16 protein-coding genes and 1 tRNA gene are annotated in these 16,783 nt (G+C 46.5%); 10 read left to right on the top strand and 7 right to left on the bottom strand.

The genetic code is table 11. The features are described from left to right. Positions 1-44 precede the first annotated feature (44 nt). Positions 45-1,028 (top strand): porphobilinogen synthase, encoded by a 984-nt coding sequence (gene hemB / locus MIC7113_RS01090; protein WP_015180324.1) that lies wholly within the window; start codon positions 45-47, stop codon positions 1,026-1,028. Positions 1,029-1,163: 135 nt separating this feature from the next. On the opposite strand, the gene MIC7113_RS01085 is transcribed toward hemB, so the two are convergent. Then, complete coding sequence (locus MIC7113_RS01085) at positions 1,164-1,616, bottom strand: DoxX family protein (RefSeq protein WP_015180323.1); 453 nt, start codon at positions 1,614-1,616, stop codon at positions 1,164-1,166. A gap of 312 nt (positions 1,617-1,928) precedes the next feature. On the opposite strand from MIC7113_RS01085, the gene MIC7113_RS01080 reads away from it, so the two are divergent. Further along, entirely contained in the window at positions 1,929-2,399 is a 471-nt protein-coding gene (locus tag MIC7113_RS01080) for a GNAT family N-acetyltransferase (RefSeq protein WP_015180322.1), read from the top strand. On the opposite strand, the gene MIC7113_RS01075 is transcribed toward MIC7113_RS01080, so the two are convergent. From MIC7113_RS01075 to MIC7113_RS01050, 6 genes are all read right to left on the bottom strand, one after another. Beyond that, positions 2,353-3,402 (bottom strand): sensor histidine kinase, encoded by a 1,050-nt coding sequence (locus MIC7113_RS01075; protein WP_015180321.1) that lies wholly within the window; start codon positions 3,400-3,402, stop codon positions 2,353-2,355. The genes MIC7113_RS01080 and MIC7113_RS01075 overlap by 47 nt on opposite strands. Positions 3,403-3,548: 146 nt before the next feature. Continuing rightward, the gene (locus tag MIC7113_RS01070) at positions 3,549-4,145 is read right to left on the bottom strand and encodes an L-threonylcarbamoyladenylate synthase (protein ID WP_015180320.1); all 597 of its coding nucleotides are present in this window, start codon (positions 4,143-4,145) and stop codon (positions 3,549-3,551) included. A 93-nt stretch (positions 4,146-4,238) separates the two neighbouring features. Continuing rightward, entirely contained in the window at positions 4,239-5,177 is a 939-nt protein-coding gene (gene prmC, locus MIC7113_RS01065; protein WP_015180319.1) for a peptide chain release factor N(5)-glutamine methyltransferase, read from the bottom strand. A gap of 35 nt (positions 5,178-5,212) precedes the next feature. Further along, a complete protein-coding gene (locus MIC7113_RS01060; protein ID WP_015180318.1) occupies positions 5,213-5,998 on the bottom strand; it encodes a Tic22 family protein in 786 nt (261 codons plus the stop codon). A 585-nt stretch (positions 5,999-6,583) separates the two neighbouring features. Continuing rightward, a tRNA-Pro gene (locus tag MIC7113_RS01055) sits at positions 6,584-6,657 on the bottom strand. 65 nt (positions 6,658-6,722) lie between these two features. After that, a complete protein-coding gene (locus MIC7113_RS01050) occupies positions 6,723-7,244 on the bottom strand; it encodes a GNAT family N-acetyltransferase (protein WP_015180317.1) in 522 nt (173 codons plus the stop codon). A gap of 543 nt (positions 7,245-7,787) precedes the next feature. Between MIC7113_RS01050 and MIC7113_RS01045 the strand changes: the two genes are divergently transcribed. From MIC7113_RS01045 to MIC7113_RS01010, 8 genes are all read left to right on the top strand, one after another. Then, entirely contained in the window at positions 7,788-8,513 is a 726-nt protein-coding gene (locus MIC7113_RS01045; protein WP_015180316.1) for a hypothetical protein, read from the top strand. Between the two features lie 110 nt (positions 8,514-8,623). After that, positions 8,624-9,532 carry an alpha/beta fold hydrolase gene (locus MIC7113_RS01040; RefSeq protein WP_015180315.1) on the top strand — a complete coding sequence of 303 codons (909 nt, stop codon included), beginning with the start codon at positions 8,624-8,626 and terminating at the stop codon, positions 9,530-9,532. Between the two features lie 433 nt (positions 9,533-9,965). Beyond that, positions 9,966-10,997, top strand: a complete 1,032-nt coding sequence (locus MIC7113_RS35260; RefSeq protein WP_015180314.1) for an RnfABCDGE type electron transport complex subunit D — start codon at positions 9,966-9,968, stop codon at positions 10,995-10,997. 55 nt (positions 10,998-11,052) lie between these two features. Continuing rightward, a complete protein-coding gene (locus MIC7113_RS01030; RefSeq protein WP_015180313.1) occupies positions 11,053-12,366 on the top strand; it encodes a DUF2330 domain-containing protein in 1,314 nt (437 codons plus the stop codon). 310 nt (positions 12,367-12,676) lie between these two features. Then, positions 12,677-14,083 (top strand): hypothetical protein, encoded by a 1,407-nt coding sequence (locus MIC7113_RS01025; RefSeq protein ID WP_015180312.1) that lies wholly within the window; start codon positions 12,677-12,679, stop codon positions 14,081-14,083. Further along, positions 13,998-14,492, top strand: coding sequence for a DUF4114 domain-containing protein (locus tag MIC7113_RS34370; protein ID WP_071884083.1), 495 nt, complete (start codon positions 13,998-14,000; stop codon positions 14,490-14,492). Before MIC7113_RS01025 ends, MIC7113_RS34370 begins: the two co-directional genes overlap by 86 nt. A gap of 144 nt (positions 14,493-14,636) precedes the next feature. Beyond that, entirely contained in the window at positions 14,637-15,857 is a 1,221-nt protein-coding gene (gene alr / locus MIC7113_RS01015) for an alanine racemase (protein WP_015180310.1), read from the top strand. 306 nt (positions 15,858-16,163) lie between these two features. Continuing rightward, complete coding sequence (locus MIC7113_RS01010; protein ID WP_015180308.1) at positions 16,164-16,691, top strand: AbiV family abortive infection protein; 528 nt, start codon at positions 16,164-16,166, stop codon at positions 16,689-16,691. Positions 16,692-16,783: the final 92 nt, after the last annotated feature.

The following is a 16,783-nucleotide window of genomic DNA, read 5'->3' as shown; positions in this document are numbered from 1 at the left end:
CAACAGTTATTCCCCAATCCGTTAGTTTTTCAAGTCTTAGCAATATGTTCCCAACCCATCGTCCTCGCCGCCTCCGCAAAACAGCCCCTCTACGCCGGATGGTGCGTGAGAATGTTTTAACCACCAATGATTTGATTTACCCTCTATTTGCCGTACCGGGTACTGGTGTCGCGAATGAAGTCCGCTCTATGCCTGGAGTTTACCAATTATCGATTGACAAAATTGTTGAAGAGGCTAAGGAAGTTTACGACCTTGGCATTCCCTCGATTATTCTATTCGGCATTCCCGAAGATAAAGATACAGATGCCACAGGCGCTTGGCACGATTGCGGCATGGTGCAGAAAGCCGCGACAGCCGTGAAAGAAGCCGTGCCCGATTTGGTGGTGATTGCTGATACTTGTTTGTGTGAGTACACCAGTCACGGTCATTGTGGTTACTTGGAAGTCGGTGATTTGACAGGTCGTGTCCTCAACGATCCGACATTGGAATTGCTGAAGAAAACAGCCGTGTCACAAGCGAAAGCGGGTGCTGATATCATCGCGCCTTCCGGGATGATGGACGGCTTTGTGCAGGCGATTCGCCAAGGATTGGATGAGGCTGGATTTGAGGAGACGCCGATTCTTTCCTATGCGGCGAAGTATGCCTCGTCTTACTATGGCCCATTCCGAGATGCTGCCGATTCAGCGCCCCAATTTGGCGATCGCAGAACATACCAAATGGACCCCGCTAATGCTCGCGAAGCCCTCAAAGAAATCGAATTAGATATTGCTGAGGGGGCGGATATGCTGATGGTTAAACCCGCCTTGGCGTATATGGATATCATCTGGCGCGTGAAGGAAGCCAGCAACTTACCGGTTGCGGCTTATAACGTTTCGGGTGAGTATTCGATGGTTAAAGCGGCAGCCCTCAATGGCTGGATTGACGAACAACGTATGGTGCTGGAGACGTTGATGGGGTTCAAGCGTGCGGGTGCTGATTTGATTCTCACTTATCACGCGAAAGATGCTGCTCGTTGGCTGCAAGGATAAAAGGTAAGCTATTTTATTCAAAAACAATACAAAGTCCGCATCGGCGGACTTTTTTGTAGGAAAAAATTGACTGTAGTCACTGAAGTAAAGCTCAAACTCGATGAAACTTCAGCTCTTGGTATGGAGAATGGTCACCTAACGGTTCATAGAAGATTCAACGAGAGATTCCACGCTAGAGGCTCCAGGTTGCTCCTCTGGTTTTCTCGTATACCACCAAGCCCAAGCCATAAAAACCGCCTGAAACGGAAGCCTAAACCAATAGAACAAAGGATGATGAGGAATGCCCTCAATGGGAATGCTATGAATCGCCTGGTAAATGTTAGCTGGAAAGACGGCAATAAATAGTGCAATCAGTCCCCAAGCTGCCGCAACACTAACCAATGGAATGAGTAAACCAATGCCTCCCAAAATCTCAAAGAAGCCACTGATGTAAACCATCGCCAATCTATCCCCAAATTGAGGCGGGACAATCGAGGCGTATTCTAGGGGTTTGACAAAGTGTGTAATCCCCACCACGATGATGGATACCGAAAGAATAGCTCGGAAAATTTCCTTGAGACGAGGGGATGTACTGGGGTTTGAGGTCATGGTCTATCTTAGTAGAACTCATCTCTACAGTATCAACCGATGATTTAGCTCTACTTCTACCAAAAAGAGGAAGCTTAGTAATCCTTACTCAATCTCAGGTGTATTGCGCTCAAGTGACAATAACTCCCTGATAATGTTAGGAACTCATAACAAAAAAAGGCTTCTATGTTCCACTAATGTTGGAAATCATTACAATAATGAATTGTGCCTGAGTATAATTTCACAAGTTTAGGCAAATCTTTCTGACCAGGCACAAAAAAATCTGGTATCCCTCACCAGGTACATTTTGTAACATTCAGAAGGAATTTTGGAATGGATTGCCGCCATATTCAATTTTGCGATCGCAAATCTAAAATCGATTATCATCAACTTCAATCACTATTCGGCTTGGGAGCTTTTTGGGCAAAAGAGCGAAAAATTGATGAGTTAAAAATAGCGATCGCCAACAGCGAACCCGTAATCAGCGTTTGGGACGGTGAACAGCTCATTGGTTTTTCACGGGCAACCTCAGATGGTATTTACCGAGGCACAATTTGGGATGTAGTGATTCACCCCGACTATCGCGGTGTAGGTTTAGGGCGTAAGTTAGTTGAAACAGTACTATCTCATCCCCGGATGAACCGGGTAGAGCGAGTCTACCTGATGACCACCCATCAACAAAGTTTCTACGAGCGCATTGGTTTTGAGACCAATTCCACCACCACAATGGTGCTGCATAACCAGCCCATACATCGCTCTATGCCAACGCCTGCTCTACAGGCTCAGGAATCGCTAGGGGCATAGAACATTGAAGTCGGATGAAATTTTCAGTGGCTGAGGTTGCGGCGAGTTCTTCATCCGAGAGGGGTAGCACTTCCAGCTTTCCTTGCATCACTTCAACCAGGGTTTGAGCCATCAATAAGGTTAGCCCTGGTGACAGTTCAGCCGTTTGCATGGGTGGCTTTTCCGCCTCAGGCGTCGTAGCGAGTAAATCAACCACTTCACTCCAGGCACTGGTTGGAGTTTGCACATCAATCCAGATCCCCACTTCTTGAGAGTCTGGGACACTAAAAGCGGAAATCTTAATACAGCCTTCTTTCAGGTCGGCTAACTTCGTAATGGCACTGTCTACAATAGCCACTAATACCTGCCGGAAGCGACGTGAGTCTGCTAAAACATAGATTTCTGGGTCAGGAAGAACAACATCATACTGAAGATTGCTATTAGCCGCCTGCATGTGGGTTAGACCTTGAACCTCTGCCAAAATCTGTGTTAACGGCAAGGGGTGAATGTCTAAACGATTGCTGCCGTGTTCAATTTTCGATACCGTAATCACCTCGTCTAAAATTTTCACCATCTTTAGGGCTGAAGTGTTGGCTTGAGCCACAAATTCTCGTTCTTCCTCTGGTGAGTCACACAAATCGGACAAAATGAGCTGATGCATACCGATTAAACTACTCAGAGGCGATCGCAATTCATGAGCCGTCCGAGCCAAAAATCCCCCTTTAAACTGGCTCATTTCTTGGGCCATGAGGTAAGCGAGTTGGATTTGCTTGAGTTGTTCCTCAAGAGGCTCAACGTTGGCTTCAACAGGCTTGGGTTCTTCCTCAAGAGGCTCAATGTCCTTTGGGAGAGGCTTGGGTTCTTCCTGGAGAGGCTCGATGTGCGCTTTGGGAGACGGGAGATCATTCATAGGTGTCTCTTGAGGTAAAGATGGGGTGGAAATCGCAGGTTGTGGGACAGAGCGGGTGATACGGCTCCCCAAAAACCCCAACCCGACGCCCAATAGCAAAAAGATTAACTCCATTACGCCTATGCCTCTCAACAAAAATTCAATATAGATTCTGTCCGGCAGGGCAGGACAGTAAAATCTTCTCAAGCATAGCGAGTATTTTAGACTTCCTAGGAAAGGTTAAGGCTGGGTACACGAGCCGTATTAACGCTTTGCACTCTCTAGGTGCTTTCTAGCTGAATGCTTCCTTGCCGTAAAATCTTCCAGCCGCTACTCGTCCACTTGGCAACCGTCGAAGGAACTCCCGTCGTGCTGATTTTATCGGCTTCCAATTCAGGACTTTCAAGGGTGAGAACCGCCGGAAAATAGGCCTCTATTTCTGCCATTGTTTGCAAGGGAGGCTCACCGGAGCGATTGGCGCTGGTGGTTGCCAACGGCCCTGTTTGGGACAAAATCGCGATCGCAATTCTAGAGTTTGGCACTCGTATCCCGATGGTAGTGGGGTCAGTTGGGTTCATAGCCGCCGGGACTCTGGCTGAGGCAGGCAACACCAATGTGAGTGCTCCTGGCCAGTATTTTTGAGCAACTTGCTGCCAAATCTCCATTTCCGCCGCCGTACCTTGCACAAAAGGCCAGAGGGCGGCTGGAAATGCCCCCATTAAAATCAAGGGTTTCTCTTGAGAGCGCTGCTTGGCGGCAAATATTAATTCTGAGCGGTCAGGGCGCACGGCTAGGGCGGGTACTGTATCTGTGGGAAAGCTGACTAGTTGACCGATGCTTGCGCCAGCCACCAAAGCCGACAGGGAAACTTGAGTCATTGTCAATGGGTTGGAAGTTAGAAGGTTGAAAGTTGCAGGTTAGCAGGTTGCCGATGATTCTCCAAACCTTCCAAACTTTCCCACCTACAACCCTCACGTTTCAACCCCTTCACTCCGATAAGCCAGAGCGAAGCGGTCAATGCCTGCCAAATCGGAAACAATCTGAATATGGCAATAGCTGCCTTGCTCTTCTAGCAACTGAGTGACCGCATCGGCTTGCCCTGCCATCATTTCAATCAGCCAGATACCGCCAGGACGCAGATAGTTGGGAGAGGTTTCAATCAGGTGCCGAATGCAATCTAGACCATCGCTGCCACCGTCTAGGGCTAGATGAGGTTCATGGTCACGCACTTCTGGTTCTAGTTGTTGTACCAAAGTGCTAGGAATATAAGGAGGGTTGCTGACAATACCACTAAAGTGACCTTTAAGAGTGTCCAGAGGCTCCCACCAAGACCCTTGGTAAAACTGAATCCGTTGGGCACAGCCTAGCTGTTGAGCATTCTGTTGAGCCATGGCTAGGGCATCAGCGCTGTAATCCACGGCGTGAATGGTGGCAGCCGGGAAAACTCCAGCGAGTCCCAGGGCGATGACACCACTTCCAGTTCCTAAATCCGCCCAGTGTCCTGATCCCAGATTGGGTATTGGACTGTTTTTGACCGCGCTTACAGCCAAGTCAATTAGGTACTCAGTTTCTGGGCGAGGAATCAGAACGGCAGGCGAAACGTTGACTCGAAAATGACGCCAGGGGGCTACTCCAGCTAAGTACTGAATCGGCGATCGCTGATCAATACGCTGATCCCACAGTTGGGATAGCACCGACAAAGGAAATGGCAAGTTGATTTGGGGTCGCTCCTTAAAGGACTCCAAGCGCAGCGTCAGGGAGTCCAGTCCAGCCACTTCGGTGAGCAGCCAATCGACTTCAGCTGTTGGGACACCCGCTTCGAGGGCGGACTTACGAGCCTCCTGACGCCACTGCCAGAGAGCTAGTCCTGAGATGACTGACCTGTCATCGTCAGCGCTATTTCTTCCCAAGCCTCGCCCTCCTCGCTGCAACGGTTATGGGTGCCTTATCGCCGTTGTTGACCACCTTGGGGCGCATTTTGCCCAGGGGCAGGCGGTAGGCTACGCAAGAAGGAGATGGCTTCTTGTGTTGGCACGATCATAACGTTACTCAGTTCCTGATTGTTGCTGGTTTGTAAGGTGTAAATGACGCCCTCCAGGGGTACGGCTTCGACTTTAACTGTAGATGCCAAGTCAGGCTTCTGCTGTTTGAAGCGGTCTACCATCACCTGCAATTGCTCTTTCTCAAAAAAGAAGGGAATCACCGCCTTCCCATTTTCTTGAACGGTTAGGTATCCGTTTTCTCTACCTCCTCTCGCTACAAACAAGGGTGTGCCCTGAAATGACTGCCCTTGTTGACCAGCTTGGCCGGCAATAGCTTGTGCAGCTTGTAATTGTTGCTGCACGGGGATAAAGGCAAAGTTTAAACCTTCTGGCTTATTTTGATTTTCTTGTCTCAGTTTGTAGATTTGCGCCAAAGATACAGGAACCACCTGCACGTTTTTGGCTAAATCGGGCTTTTCTTTCTGCAACCGTTGAACAAAAGCTTGAGCATCTTTCTGGCTAATAAAAACCCCTGCTACCGCTTGAGCTTTATTTTGCCCATCGGGGATTGTCGCAACCAGGGGAGCGCCTTGGGGATCGGTAACAGTAAACACGGGTACCGGTTGCAGTTTTTCCATTACCTGCTGCTCTGGTAATGCCAGTGCCTTTAGATTTTCTAAACCGAAGGAACCGAGTAGTGCTGTTCCGACTAAACCTAGTGTTGCGCTCCAGCGAACCAGTGATTTCATGGTCATTACCTCAGATTTTTTCCTCAGAATACTTAGCCACCATTAAAGTAATGCTCTTGCCTTGGGATGACTTATTGAGAGTTTAGAGTAGCAAGAGTAAATATGCATCAAAGCTTTTTTGACTTTATCGATGTTGTCGTTTAACTTTCACCATTTATCGTAGAATTACTCATTAACTCCAACCATTTTCTTCTGCATGGGTGAATTTCCTGACTCTGTGTAATCTCAAATAGTTCCACCCCATTTCCTTGAGCCAGATTACCGAATCCGTCCTAATTTCTCAAGCTTAAATCGGCTGCCCTGAACTTTATTAGGCTAGGGAGCCGAAAGTGAATTATTATACGACAGTAGAGACCTGAAGGCAATCTTTCCCCCTAAAAAAGTTTTGGCTCCTCTCCAGGCTGACTGTAGCCGTGATAGCCATCGCCCTTGGATGATTTTCGGGGATATTGACGATTTTAAGAGGATACAGTCAACAAAAAATCAACGCTTCAATCCAGCTCCTATCAACAGGTGTAGTCCTCTTAGATTCCATTTCTGAGTAAGTGGGTACTACTGTGTGAGGGAAATTCAATTATTAATCAATCGGGATGACAGGATTTGAACCTGCGACATCCTGCTCCCAAAGCAGGCGCGCTACCAAGCTGCGCTACATCCCGGTGCCTTTTGCTAGTATAACTTGCTTTCGGCGGATTAGAGTCCAATGACAAAAATTTTTTGACCGTTAATCTGGATACCAGAACATGCCTTTAATGCCTTCTGGATCAGCCATAAATCCCATTCTGCGATAAAAATTCACCACATGGGGATCGGCAAACAGGGTTATGTTGCTAATATCTTCATTCCGCAGTTTCCTAATCATGTACTTCATCAAAGCCTTACCTAGCCCCTTGGTTTGGAAATCTGGATGAACGACTACATCCCAGATTGTGGCATTAAAAGCATGGTCAGAAGTGGCACGAGCAAAGCCAATTAGGCGTTTCGTGTTACCTCGCTGCTGCCACATCGAAGTCACCAGGAAGCTGTGCTGAATGGCTTTTTTTACTTTACGCATGGGTCGCCGAGACCAGCCAACGGCATCACAGAGTTCCTCTAACTCATAAAGGTCGATATCTCGATCTGTGCTAAAAAATATGCGGGAAGTGTTATCGGTGCGATCGATCGTACCTTCTATTGCTTCCCCCTCAAACTGTGTTTGCCCAGAGGCAGCATCAGAACTGCTAAAAAAGCTTTTCCAAAAACCCATGAAGGTATGGCTGTGGCATTTTCCTACTTCTGTCCCCAAGGCGAGAGCAGACTTCCTTTTCCTAACGGATAAGACTTTCTGCTTTGGATAGAGACCAGACTTAACACTAGAAGTTTATCCCAAACTGGAGAGGTAAAGTTTCTATAGATTGGAACATTGGCGGGAATCTACCCCGAAACATCCGTAGATGGCGGCTAGATTCACCAGTACCCCTTGTTTATCAAAACATTCCAAATAGCATAAACTTAGGGTTTGGCGATAAGTCTTATCGGGCTAAATCGACGCGAAACTTCGTGAAATCGATAATAACACAACTAACAGCTCCCCTGTATCTATCTATCCCAGAATCGCGAAAAGACCCAGGCTTGTCCTTCTTTAGGTAGACTTAGGGTACCCTCGCAGAATTTGTGAGAAATTAACCAGATACAGCAGGTTCTTTCCTTAGAAGTGTCTGTCGCTGTGTCTGGCTAAAAGCTTTTGAGCACAGCGATGGCTTAGGTCAACCTCATTACCTTGGTACGAGTCCTACCCCTACCCCTACTTATGGCTGCGGGTTTGAAAACATCTACATTAGAACTCCTTAAGCGCTTTAATCGGGCGTTTCCTCAGTTTTATGAACAGTTTGTCAGTAGTGAGATCCAACTGCAAAACCTGAGGCTCGCCTACCGGCTGTACAAAAGTAGGCGGGCGGTGATTGAGATCCAACCGGAAGGCTCCAAAAGTGCCCTGCATTTTGCTTACCGGAACCAATCGTTTCTCCTCAGTGATATTTTTGGCGTTCTAGCGGCCTATGGACTGACGATTCATAGCCTCAGTCTCTATGGTCAAATCAGCCCGCCGATGCTGGTCTTTATCAAACTGGTGGTGTCTAGGGGTAGCCAAGCGCTGACCAACACAACATCAGAAAATGTCTGTCGGGCGATTCGAGAGGCGTTAGCAGGGCGGTTTGAAGTCGAAGAAATGCTGGCAGTGGAGTTTAATCTCGATGCTGGCTTGGAACAAGTGGAAACAGAATTTTACGTCGATCCAGTTTTCCATCTCCCGGCACTCTTGATTGAGGCGGACAACCAGCCCGGCTTATTCTACAAAGTCATGTATGCCATCTGGCAAGAAGATTTACTGGTGGTCAATGCCAACTTGCTGGTGTGGCGTGGACGAACCCGGTTAATCCTGTACTTATTGGGACCCAACGAAAACTTGATTCCTGAATACCTGGGTCAAAAAATTGCTGAAAGTGTGCGGCAGCGATTACTCGGTCGCCGATTTTAGGGAAAGGGTTGAAAGTTGAAGGTTATCAGGTTCGCTCAATCATCTTCAATCGGCTCACCAGACTAACGCTCAACCCCTTCCTATGACTCAATTTTCGATAGGATAAAAATATGGCATTCATTGATATTCTGGGAGCTGCTCACGCTTACGAACTGACCCCTCCCCCGACATCCCCCTCTCCTGTCCTTGTTTTTATCCACGGCTGGCTTTTAAGCCGCAATTATTGGCAGCCGTTAATTGAGGCGTTGGCACCGGATTATCAGTGCCTTACTTATGACCTGAGGGGATTTGGTGATTCTCTACCCCAAATGAATAAAACTCAAAACCGTATTGAGTTACTTGATGCTAAATTACCAGACACTGATGCGCTCAAACAGGCCCCTTCCAGGTACACCCTAGCCGCCTATGCTCAGGATTTGAATCTTTTGCTGCAACAGCTAGATATAGACTGTGCTTGGCTCATTGGTCACTCCTTGGGCGGCAGCATTGCCCTCTGGGGTGCGTCGATGGCTTCGGATCGAGTCAAGGGGGTTATTTGTGTCAATGCTGGAGGCGGAATTTACATCAAAGAAGAATTTGAGCGATTTCGGGCTGTGGGTCAACAACTAGTGAAGCAACGACCCCGTTGGCTTTGTTACCTGCCTTTGCTGGACTTGCTCTTGATGCGATCGCAGGTGGCACGTCCGATCCCACGTCGCTGGGGACGCCAGCGGCTGATTGATTTCGTTGCCGCTAGTCCTGAAGCGGCTGTTGGAGCATTACTCGATTCCACCACAGAAGCCGAAGTGAATCGGTTACCTGAAGTAGTGTCGAAGCTCACGCAGCCCGTTTATTTTATAGCGGGTGCCAACGATAAGATCATGGAACCCAAGTACGTGCGCCATCTGGCTAGCTTCCACTCGTTATTTCAAGGCTGTGATGAGAATGTGATTGAAATTCCTGAGTGTGGGCATCTAGCTATGGTAGAGCAGCCAGACAAGCTGGAGATTCAACTCCGTAAGATTCTCCTGAGTCATTAACGTCCCACTCATTGGCGATTGCCCCAGAGTGCAGGCAAAGCTGATCACGGATCGCTTTTTAACACTAATAAACACTAAAATCTAAAATCCTCTAAATTTCTTCCCTTTCCTGGGATAAAGCAGACGCGGTTACCGAAAGCGTAACAGAGTCGCTTGGTGGTTGGAAGGACAGGCATATTAGCAATAATTAGATTTCGTGCATAACTTTTAATGAAAAAGGTGACAAATTCTACAGCTTATGTAGGCTCTATCAGCGCTGCCAGGGTTTTCTGAGCATCTTTAAGCCAAAGATAGCCTCAAAATTAATGAATTTGACACGGACTGTACTCGCTTTTCTACTTTTCATTAAGTTAGGCAACAGTTCAACAATCTTTCATGCCTAACGTTCCTAGATTAAAGACAATAATAAAATTCATCTTTTTAGAGGGAGGCGATGCTACAACAAGATCCCAGAAACTATCAAATTTTGTTTCTCTCACTCTTCCTCATATTGGGAATCGGAACAAGAGACTGGACACTACGACCTGACTTGATTCTTATTGTGACGATTACTTGCCTTCTGACCCAGTGGGTAGCAGTATCGTTGTGGTCAAATCCACGAGAAAAAATTATGACTTGGTTAAAGGCCAAGGGGATCGAAAGTTTTATTGCCAAGTTTCAAGTGGGCAATTGCAATATTAAATTTTGTAACAGTAATACCCATCTTCAGTTGCCTATTGCTTCACTGACTCAAGACCAAAATAGCTCAGAAAAAGAAAATTTGGGGTTAGTAAGTTTTTCCCACGTAACTTCACTTAAAAGTGCAATGATTACAGCCTTGAGCTTAAGTTTGTTGCTACGGGCTGACCACTACACCACCATGATTTTGGCAGGGTCTTTAGCCATTTTAAGTAAATTCTTGTTTCAATTTAAACACAAACATTTTTTTAATCCGGCTAACTTTGGTATTATTGCGGCTTTACTCTTGACTCATGATGCCTGGGTTTCACCCGGACAGTGGGGAGAAGATGGCTGGTGTGCCTTATTGTTTGCAGGGACTGGTGGGCTAGTTTTGAAACGAGTAGGTCGCTGGGACACAACAGTAGCTTTTTTGGGTGCCTACACTTTGCTAGAAGCGATTCGCAATCTTTGGCTCGGTTGGACATGGGATGTCTTTAGCCATCGATTAATGAGTGGATCATTGTTACTTTTTGCCTTATTTATGATTACCGATCCTCGCTCAATTCCTAATACGAGAATCAGTCGCATGATTTGGGCTGGATGCATTGCTATTCTCACCTTCATCCTACGAAATAATTTCTTCATTCCTACCTCTGTTTTCTGGGCTTTATTTGCTCTTTCTCCTTTAATTGTGATTTTAGATCTTATCTGGTCATCTTCTAGATTTTCTTGGGATGAAACTTCTGTAAATAACATAGAAAATTTGGCTGATTCGTCAAAACTGAAGCCATTGAGCCTCAGTTGATGAACGATAAAAAATCTTGATTACGACTATTTTAACCAACCTTAAGGAGATGAAAATGAGATTATTTCGATGCTTAATAACTTTACTACTAACATTTATAGTCACGATTGGCTTAACTCAAAAAGCCTGGGCATTTTGTGGTTTCTATGTGGCAAAAGCGGACAGTAAGCTTTACAATCAGGCGTCTCAAGTCATCATGGCAAGAGATGGCGATCGCACCGTTCTAACAATGGCAAACGACTTTCAAGGAGAGGTCAAAGATTTTGCGATTGTTGTGCCGGTGCCTGTGGTCATCCAACAAGAGCAGGTGAATGTAGGCGACCCCAATATTATGGAACGGCTGGATGAATTTAGTGCGCCGCGATTGGTGGAATATTTTGATTCAGACCCTTGTGCACCTCCTCCACCGCCCATGATGGCTGCCCCCGGAAGAACGTTAGGGGGTGGAACAAGGGGTGGCCCCAGTGAAAGTGACAGTGCTTTGGGCGTTACGGTAGAAGCCCGATTTACTGTAGGAGAATATGACATTCTCATCCTCAGCGCCAAAGAATCTGACGGACTAGAAACTTGGCTCAAACGCAACGGTTACAAACTGCCGAAAGGGGCGAATCAACTCCTACGACCCTATATTAGGCAGAACATGAAATTCTTTGTGGCTAAAGTCAACCTCCAAGAATTTGAAAAAGCTGGCTATCAATTTCTGCGCCCCCTTCAGATAGCCTACGAATCACCCAAATTCATGTTGCCTATTCGATTAGGCATGATGAATGCGTCTACGGCGCAAGACCTGATTGTTTATGTCTTATCACCAAAAGGTCAAGCCGAAGTTACCAACTACCGCACTGTGAATGTTCCTTCAGATACTGAGATACCTGTTTTTGTAAAAAACGAGTTTGGTGATTTCTACAAGGCAATGTTCCAAACTTCCTATACTCGTGAAGATAGAAAAGTTGCTTTTAGGGAATATGCCTGGGATATGGGAAGCTGTGACCCTTGCTCAGCGGAACCTTTAAATCCAGAAGAACTGAAGAAAGCCGGTGTTTTTTGGATTTCTCCAAATGCACGGAATAATGTATTTATCACCCGCCTCCATGTGCGCTATACCCGTGATAAGTTTCCTGAAGATTTGATGTTTCAAGAAACGTCTAATCGCCAACAGTTTCAGGGACGATATATATTGCGTCATCCCTTCACCGGAGAGATGAAGTGTGAGGCAGGGCGACAATATCAACGCTCTTTGAAGGAGCGATTTGAACAGGAAGCGAAGACTTTGGCGAAGCTAACTGGCTGGGATATTCAGGATATCCGAAAGAAAACCAATGTGGCTCAAGGTCAATCTACACCTTGGTGGCGCAATCTTTGGCCTTAAGGAATATTCGCTTGCCTGCTGGGTATAACACAGGATTTTGTAAGGACACGATATGTCGTGTCCTTATGTGTGGTCATTGCAACTGAAAACCTCTATATTCGTTGGTCATAAGTTATCGATCATTGGGTAGAAGTCTACAGTTTTTAGTTTTCTATCCCTAGTAAGTGAAGAAATCATCGTTCGCATTATCTAGGCGCGTTTGCTCTAAGTCCTAGGACTGAAAATATCGCTAACAAACAAAAAACTCCTGAACGCTAACAATACTCTTGCAGAGGTTAGATGAAGACTACCTAGGAGTATTCTTAGCAACATGGTCACAGTTACAAGTAGTGCAGATAATGGGGCCGGTACCCTGAGAGCAGCGATCGCTTCTGCTGTGCCAGGGGAGACGATTCAATTTGACCCCAGTCTCGCGAATCAGACCATAATCCTTACCAGTGGTCAACTCGAAATCAACAAAAACCTGATTATTGATGGTGCCAATGCTCCCGGTTTAACGATTAGTGGAAATAATTCATATCGGGTGTTTGATGTCAATGTCGATCCGAATTTTAATCCAACCACGGTGACACTGCGGAATCTAGCGATCGCCAATGGGACAAGCACTGGAATGGGTGAAGAAGGAGCAGGAGGAGGAATTCGTACAGCCAGTGACACAACCCTAACGGTAGAGAATAGCCAATTTAATAACAACGCCTCTTTGGGTAGTGGCGGAGGAGCGATTTGGGGCGGGTTTCGCAGCACCATTACGGTCGTTAATAGCCAATTTGTGGGAAATGATGGCACAGTCGGTGCCGATGAGCGAGGGGGTGGTGCGATCGCCGTCAAAAGTGAAAGCAATCTCACGGTTCGGGATAGCCAATTTACCAATAACCGAGGGATTAACGGTGGGGCGATTAACAGCCTGTTGAGCAGTCTAACGGTGGAAAATTCTACTTTTGTCAATAACGACTCAACACCCGGTGGACTCTTGAGTTTACCTCCCCGCTATACCAGGGGTTACGGTGGCGCAATCTACACCGATGGCGCTTCGGGAGGGCAGATTTCGATTCGCGGCAGTCGATTTGACGGCAATAAAGGTGCAGGACAGGGGGGAGGACTATTTCTGTTTGCCTATGGTTCCGACCAAGTGATGGTTGAAAATAGCGCGATTATCAACAACCAGGTGATTAAGGATGCTAAGGGAGACTCCTTCGGCGGTGGCATTCGCCAAGGTAACGTACCGTTAACAATCAACAACACGACCTTCGCCAACAATTCGGCGCTGCAACAAGGTGGCGGTTTGTGGGTAGGAGAACAAGCGCCTCTGAGTATTACCAACAGTACGTTTTCGGGCAACAAAGTTCAGGATACGGATGGCGGTGGTTCAGGGGGTGCGATCGCACTCATCACAGGTACGAGTCCCACCAATATCGTCAACACAACGTTTGCCAACAATTCCGCTGGATGGTCTGCCGGAGCAATTTTAAGCGGAGAGCAAACCCCTGTCACACTCAGCAATTCGATTTTTGCCAATAATACAGCAGGAAATCCCTACAACATCGATCAGCAGACCAACCGGGAATTAACCGATGGGGGGAATAATCTGCAATTTCCTGCCAAGCTGACAGACGGTGACCCTAATGATAATAATGTCACAGCAACGATTACGATCGCAGACTGGGCAGAGTTCCCTAGACACTGTATTCTTCTTCACACCAGAAGCGAATGCCGATAATTTTGACCATCTGCAAGTCTCAGAAGTCGGCAACGGCAGCTATCGTCTGGCTTGGGAAGACAACTTCGGTGGTGGGGATGCGGACTTTAACGACATGGTACTGAATGTGCAACTTATCGAATCCGGTGATTCGCTAACGGGTTTGGTGCCAACACAAAGTATAGTCAACCCGGAGATTGCTTCTAACGATTCATTGGGGGCTGCGGGGGTGGATGAGTCTACAGATAGTATCGACAATCTCAACTCAGACTATACAGTTGCCGATATTTCCGAAAGCCAAGTGGATTCAACAACAGGGCTACTTGGAGGGATATCAGGCGAGACGTCGGATACATTGTTGAGTTTGAATAACCCTCAAGGAGTGGCTGACTCTCCTTTATGGGGGACGAATTCGGATTTGAATCTCTGACATCTCACCACTCAAAATCGTGGATGAACAAATCCTGTGAGTCGCCGCTTTCTGGTTATGTTAGCGGCATTCAGTTGCTGATTCCTTCACCGATTAGGGTTGGGGTAGATATAGTTTTTAGTGTGTGTGTGAGGAACTAAAACGATGAGGCAAAAACTGAAACAAACCAATGGTGTGACTTACAGGCAGATAGAAAGCGATTTTCCCCGGACTGATAAGGGGTTTAGCGACCTTTGCCAACGGGCTTGGGTGGAAATTAACCAAGGGGCTTTATCCCATAATGTGGGGCAACTGAGAAAGCTTTTGTCAGCCTCAACTCAACTGATGGCAGTGGTGAAAGCGGATGCCTACGGGCATGGGGCAACAATGGTTGCTCGAATTGCTTTAGAGGCGGGTGCCCATGGGCTATGTGTTGCCACATTACAAGAGGGGATTCAACTTCGAGAAGCGGGGATTGAAGCGCCGATTTTGCTCTTGGGGGCGATGAATACTCCTGAACAAGTAAAGGCGATCGCTCATTGGCAATTGGAACCCACAATTTGCACCCCCCAGCAAGCTTGGATTTTTTCGGAAACGCTGAGTGAGTTGCAAAAAACCTTACCCGTGCATCTTAAGTTAGATACAGGGATGTCGCGGTTGGGAATGCCTTGGCAAGAAGCTACACAATTTGTGGAATTAGTCAAGCGACTGCCTTATCTGGAAATTGCTAGTATCTACTCTCATTTGGCGACAGCAGATAGTCCCGATCCCACGATTATGAGATTGCAACATCAGCGGTTTGAGGAGGCGATCGCACAACTTCGCCATGCAGGAATCAAGCCACCTCGTTTGCATCTGGCTAACTCTGCTGCCACCTTAGCAGACTCATCACTACACTACGATTGGGTACGCGCAGGACTTGCCTTGTATGGGCTTTATCCGGCTGAACACTTGCGAAATGCTGTTGAGCTCCACCCAGTGATGCAGGTGAAAGCGCGAGTGACGCAAGTGAAAACCATTCCCCCTGGTACGGGTGTTAGCTATGGTTATCAATTCATTGCCGACAAGGAAACGCGGATTGCGATCGTGGGTATTGGCTACGCGGACGGAGTTCCTCGCAACCTCTCGAATAAAATGACTGTTCTGATTCAAGGTCAGCAGGTACGGCAAATTGGCGCGATTACAATGGATCAGATGATGCTGGATGTGAGTGCTATTTCTGACTTGGAAACGGGGGAAGTGGTGACGCTAATTGGGCAGGATGGAAACTTGTCAATTTCTGCTGACGATTGGGCACAAACTTTAGGAACCATTTCTTGGGAAATTCTTTGCAGCTTTAAGCATCGGTTGCCGCGTGTAGCAGTCAGTGACGGGATGTTAGCGTAGCGAAGCAAGACGTTTTCCACACCGAACATTTTGACTGAATCTGTACAGAAACGTTGTGCAAAACTGTTCGTAAATTAGATGAGTGATCGCTCTTGGGGAGTGGGTAAGAGGGAGCGATCGCTTCATTCATTAAATTAAGGGAGACTTTGATGCTGAATGGTGATGGATACACAAAGATCTTTAGTGCTAGTTGATACATTAAGGAATGTTAATCGTAACTGTGGCATAATTAATAGTTATGCACAGGTTTTTGAAATGCTGTTACTTGAGTAAAAGTTAAGTACTTGATACAAAGTTTTTTACAGTATGATTAGCGAACAACATCGAGAGCATCTTGAAAAATACTGGAGGCTTAGTCAGCGTTTTTTCCAAGAAGGCGATTATGCCCTTTCCACTTTTTTCGCTACTTCGTTAATTGAAGAAGTAGGGAAAGTTATTATTTTAGGTAATAAACAAGTTTCAGGAAAATTGGACAAACAAGCTTTTTATAAGCATCAAAATAAGTACATTTATGCAGTTTATACAACATTATTAATCAATTCGCGTGTCACTCGAATTTACGGAGAAAATGAGAATCGTTTTGCAAATTGGTTTCGAGAAGAAGAGTTATTTAAATTGCGAAATAAAGCCTTGTATGCAGAAATAAGCCCAGAAGGAGTCTTAGTACCTGAGCAAATGATTGATTCTAAAGATTCTTTTCTTCTCATATGTATTGGTGGCGAGATATTAGCCGAAATTCAGGGAATATATACAGGAACGGGAGCTAGTGCATGGAACCGACTTATAGACGAGATTGATACCTTTAGAGAAAGTAATTCACAATACATGATGTGAGCAGAGAGCGGCATAACAACGCTGGTGCAGTGGACTGACCCAAGCCGCTTGTGTGGGATTTAACGGTTATCGGCAGCCGCTGACCAGGAACG

This window comes from Allocoleopsis franciscana PCC 7113 (assembly GCF_000317515.1).
Lineage (GTDB): Bacteria > Cyanobacteriota > Cyanobacteriia > Cyanobacteriales > Coleofasciculaceae > Allocoleopsis > Allocoleopsis franciscana.
The sequence above is the reverse complement of the archived record's forward strand: the minus strand, read 5'-3'. Positions and strand labels throughout refer to the sequence as shown.

Excerpts from the sequence above, each read along its gene's own strand:
- hemB (WP_015180324.1), top strand. The coding sequence starts at position 45 with ATGTTCCCAACCCATCGTCCTCGCCGCCTCCGCAAAACAGCCCCTCTA.
- MIC7113_RS01085 (WP_015180323.1), bottom strand. The coding sequence starts at position 1,616 with ATGACCTCAAACCCCAGTACATCCCCTCGTCTCAAGGAAATTTTCCGA.
- MIC7113_RS01080 (WP_015180322.1), top strand. The coding sequence starts at position 1,929 with ATGGATTGCCGCCATATTCAATTTTGCGATCGCAAATCTAAAATCGAT.
- MIC7113_RS01075 (WP_015180321.1), bottom strand. The coding sequence starts at position 3,402 with ATGGAGTTAATCTTTTTGCTATTGGGCGTCGGGTTGGGGTTTTTGGGG.
- MIC7113_RS01070 (WP_015180320.1), bottom strand. The coding sequence starts at position 4,145 with ATGACTCAAGTTTCCCTGTCGGCTTTGGTGGCTGGCGCAAGCATCGGT.
- MIC7113_RS01060 (WP_015180318.1), bottom strand. The coding sequence starts at position 5,998 with ATGAAATCACTGGTTCGCTGGAGCGCAACACTAGGTTTAGTCGGAACA.
- MIC7113_RS01050 (WP_015180317.1), bottom strand. The coding sequence starts at position 7,244 with ATGGGTTTTTGGAAAAGCTTTTTTAGCAGTTCTGATGCTGCCTCTGGG.
- MIC7113_RS01045 (WP_015180316.1), top strand. The coding sequence starts at position 7,788 with ATGGCTGCGGGTTTGAAAACATCTACATTAGAACTCCTTAAGCGCTTT.
- MIC7113_RS01040 (WP_015180315.1), top strand. The coding sequence starts at position 8,624 with ATGGCATTCATTGATATTCTGGGAGCTGCTCACGCTTACGAACTGACC.
- MIC7113_RS35260 (WP_015180314.1), top strand. The coding sequence starts at position 9,966 with ATGCTACAACAAGATCCCAGAAACTATCAAATTTTGTTTCTCTCACTC.
- MIC7113_RS01030 (WP_015180313.1), top strand. The coding sequence starts at position 11,053 with ATGAGATTATTTCGATGCTTAATAACTTTACTACTAACATTTATAGTC.
- MIC7113_RS01025 (WP_015180312.1), top strand. The coding sequence starts at position 12,677 with ATGGTCACAGTTACAAGTAGTGCAGATAATGGGGCCGGTACCCTGAGA.
- MIC7113_RS34370 (WP_071884083.1), top strand. The coding sequence starts at position 13,998 with ATGTCACAGCAACGATTACGATCGCAGACTGGGCAGAGTTCCCTAGAC.
- alr (WP_015180310.1), top strand. The coding sequence starts at position 14,637 with ATGAGGCAAAAACTGAAACAAACCAATGGTGTGACTTACAGGCAGATA.
- MIC7113_RS01010 (WP_015180308.1), top strand. The coding sequence starts at position 16,164 with ATGATTAGCGAACAACATCGAGAGCATCTTGAAAAATACTGGAGGCTT.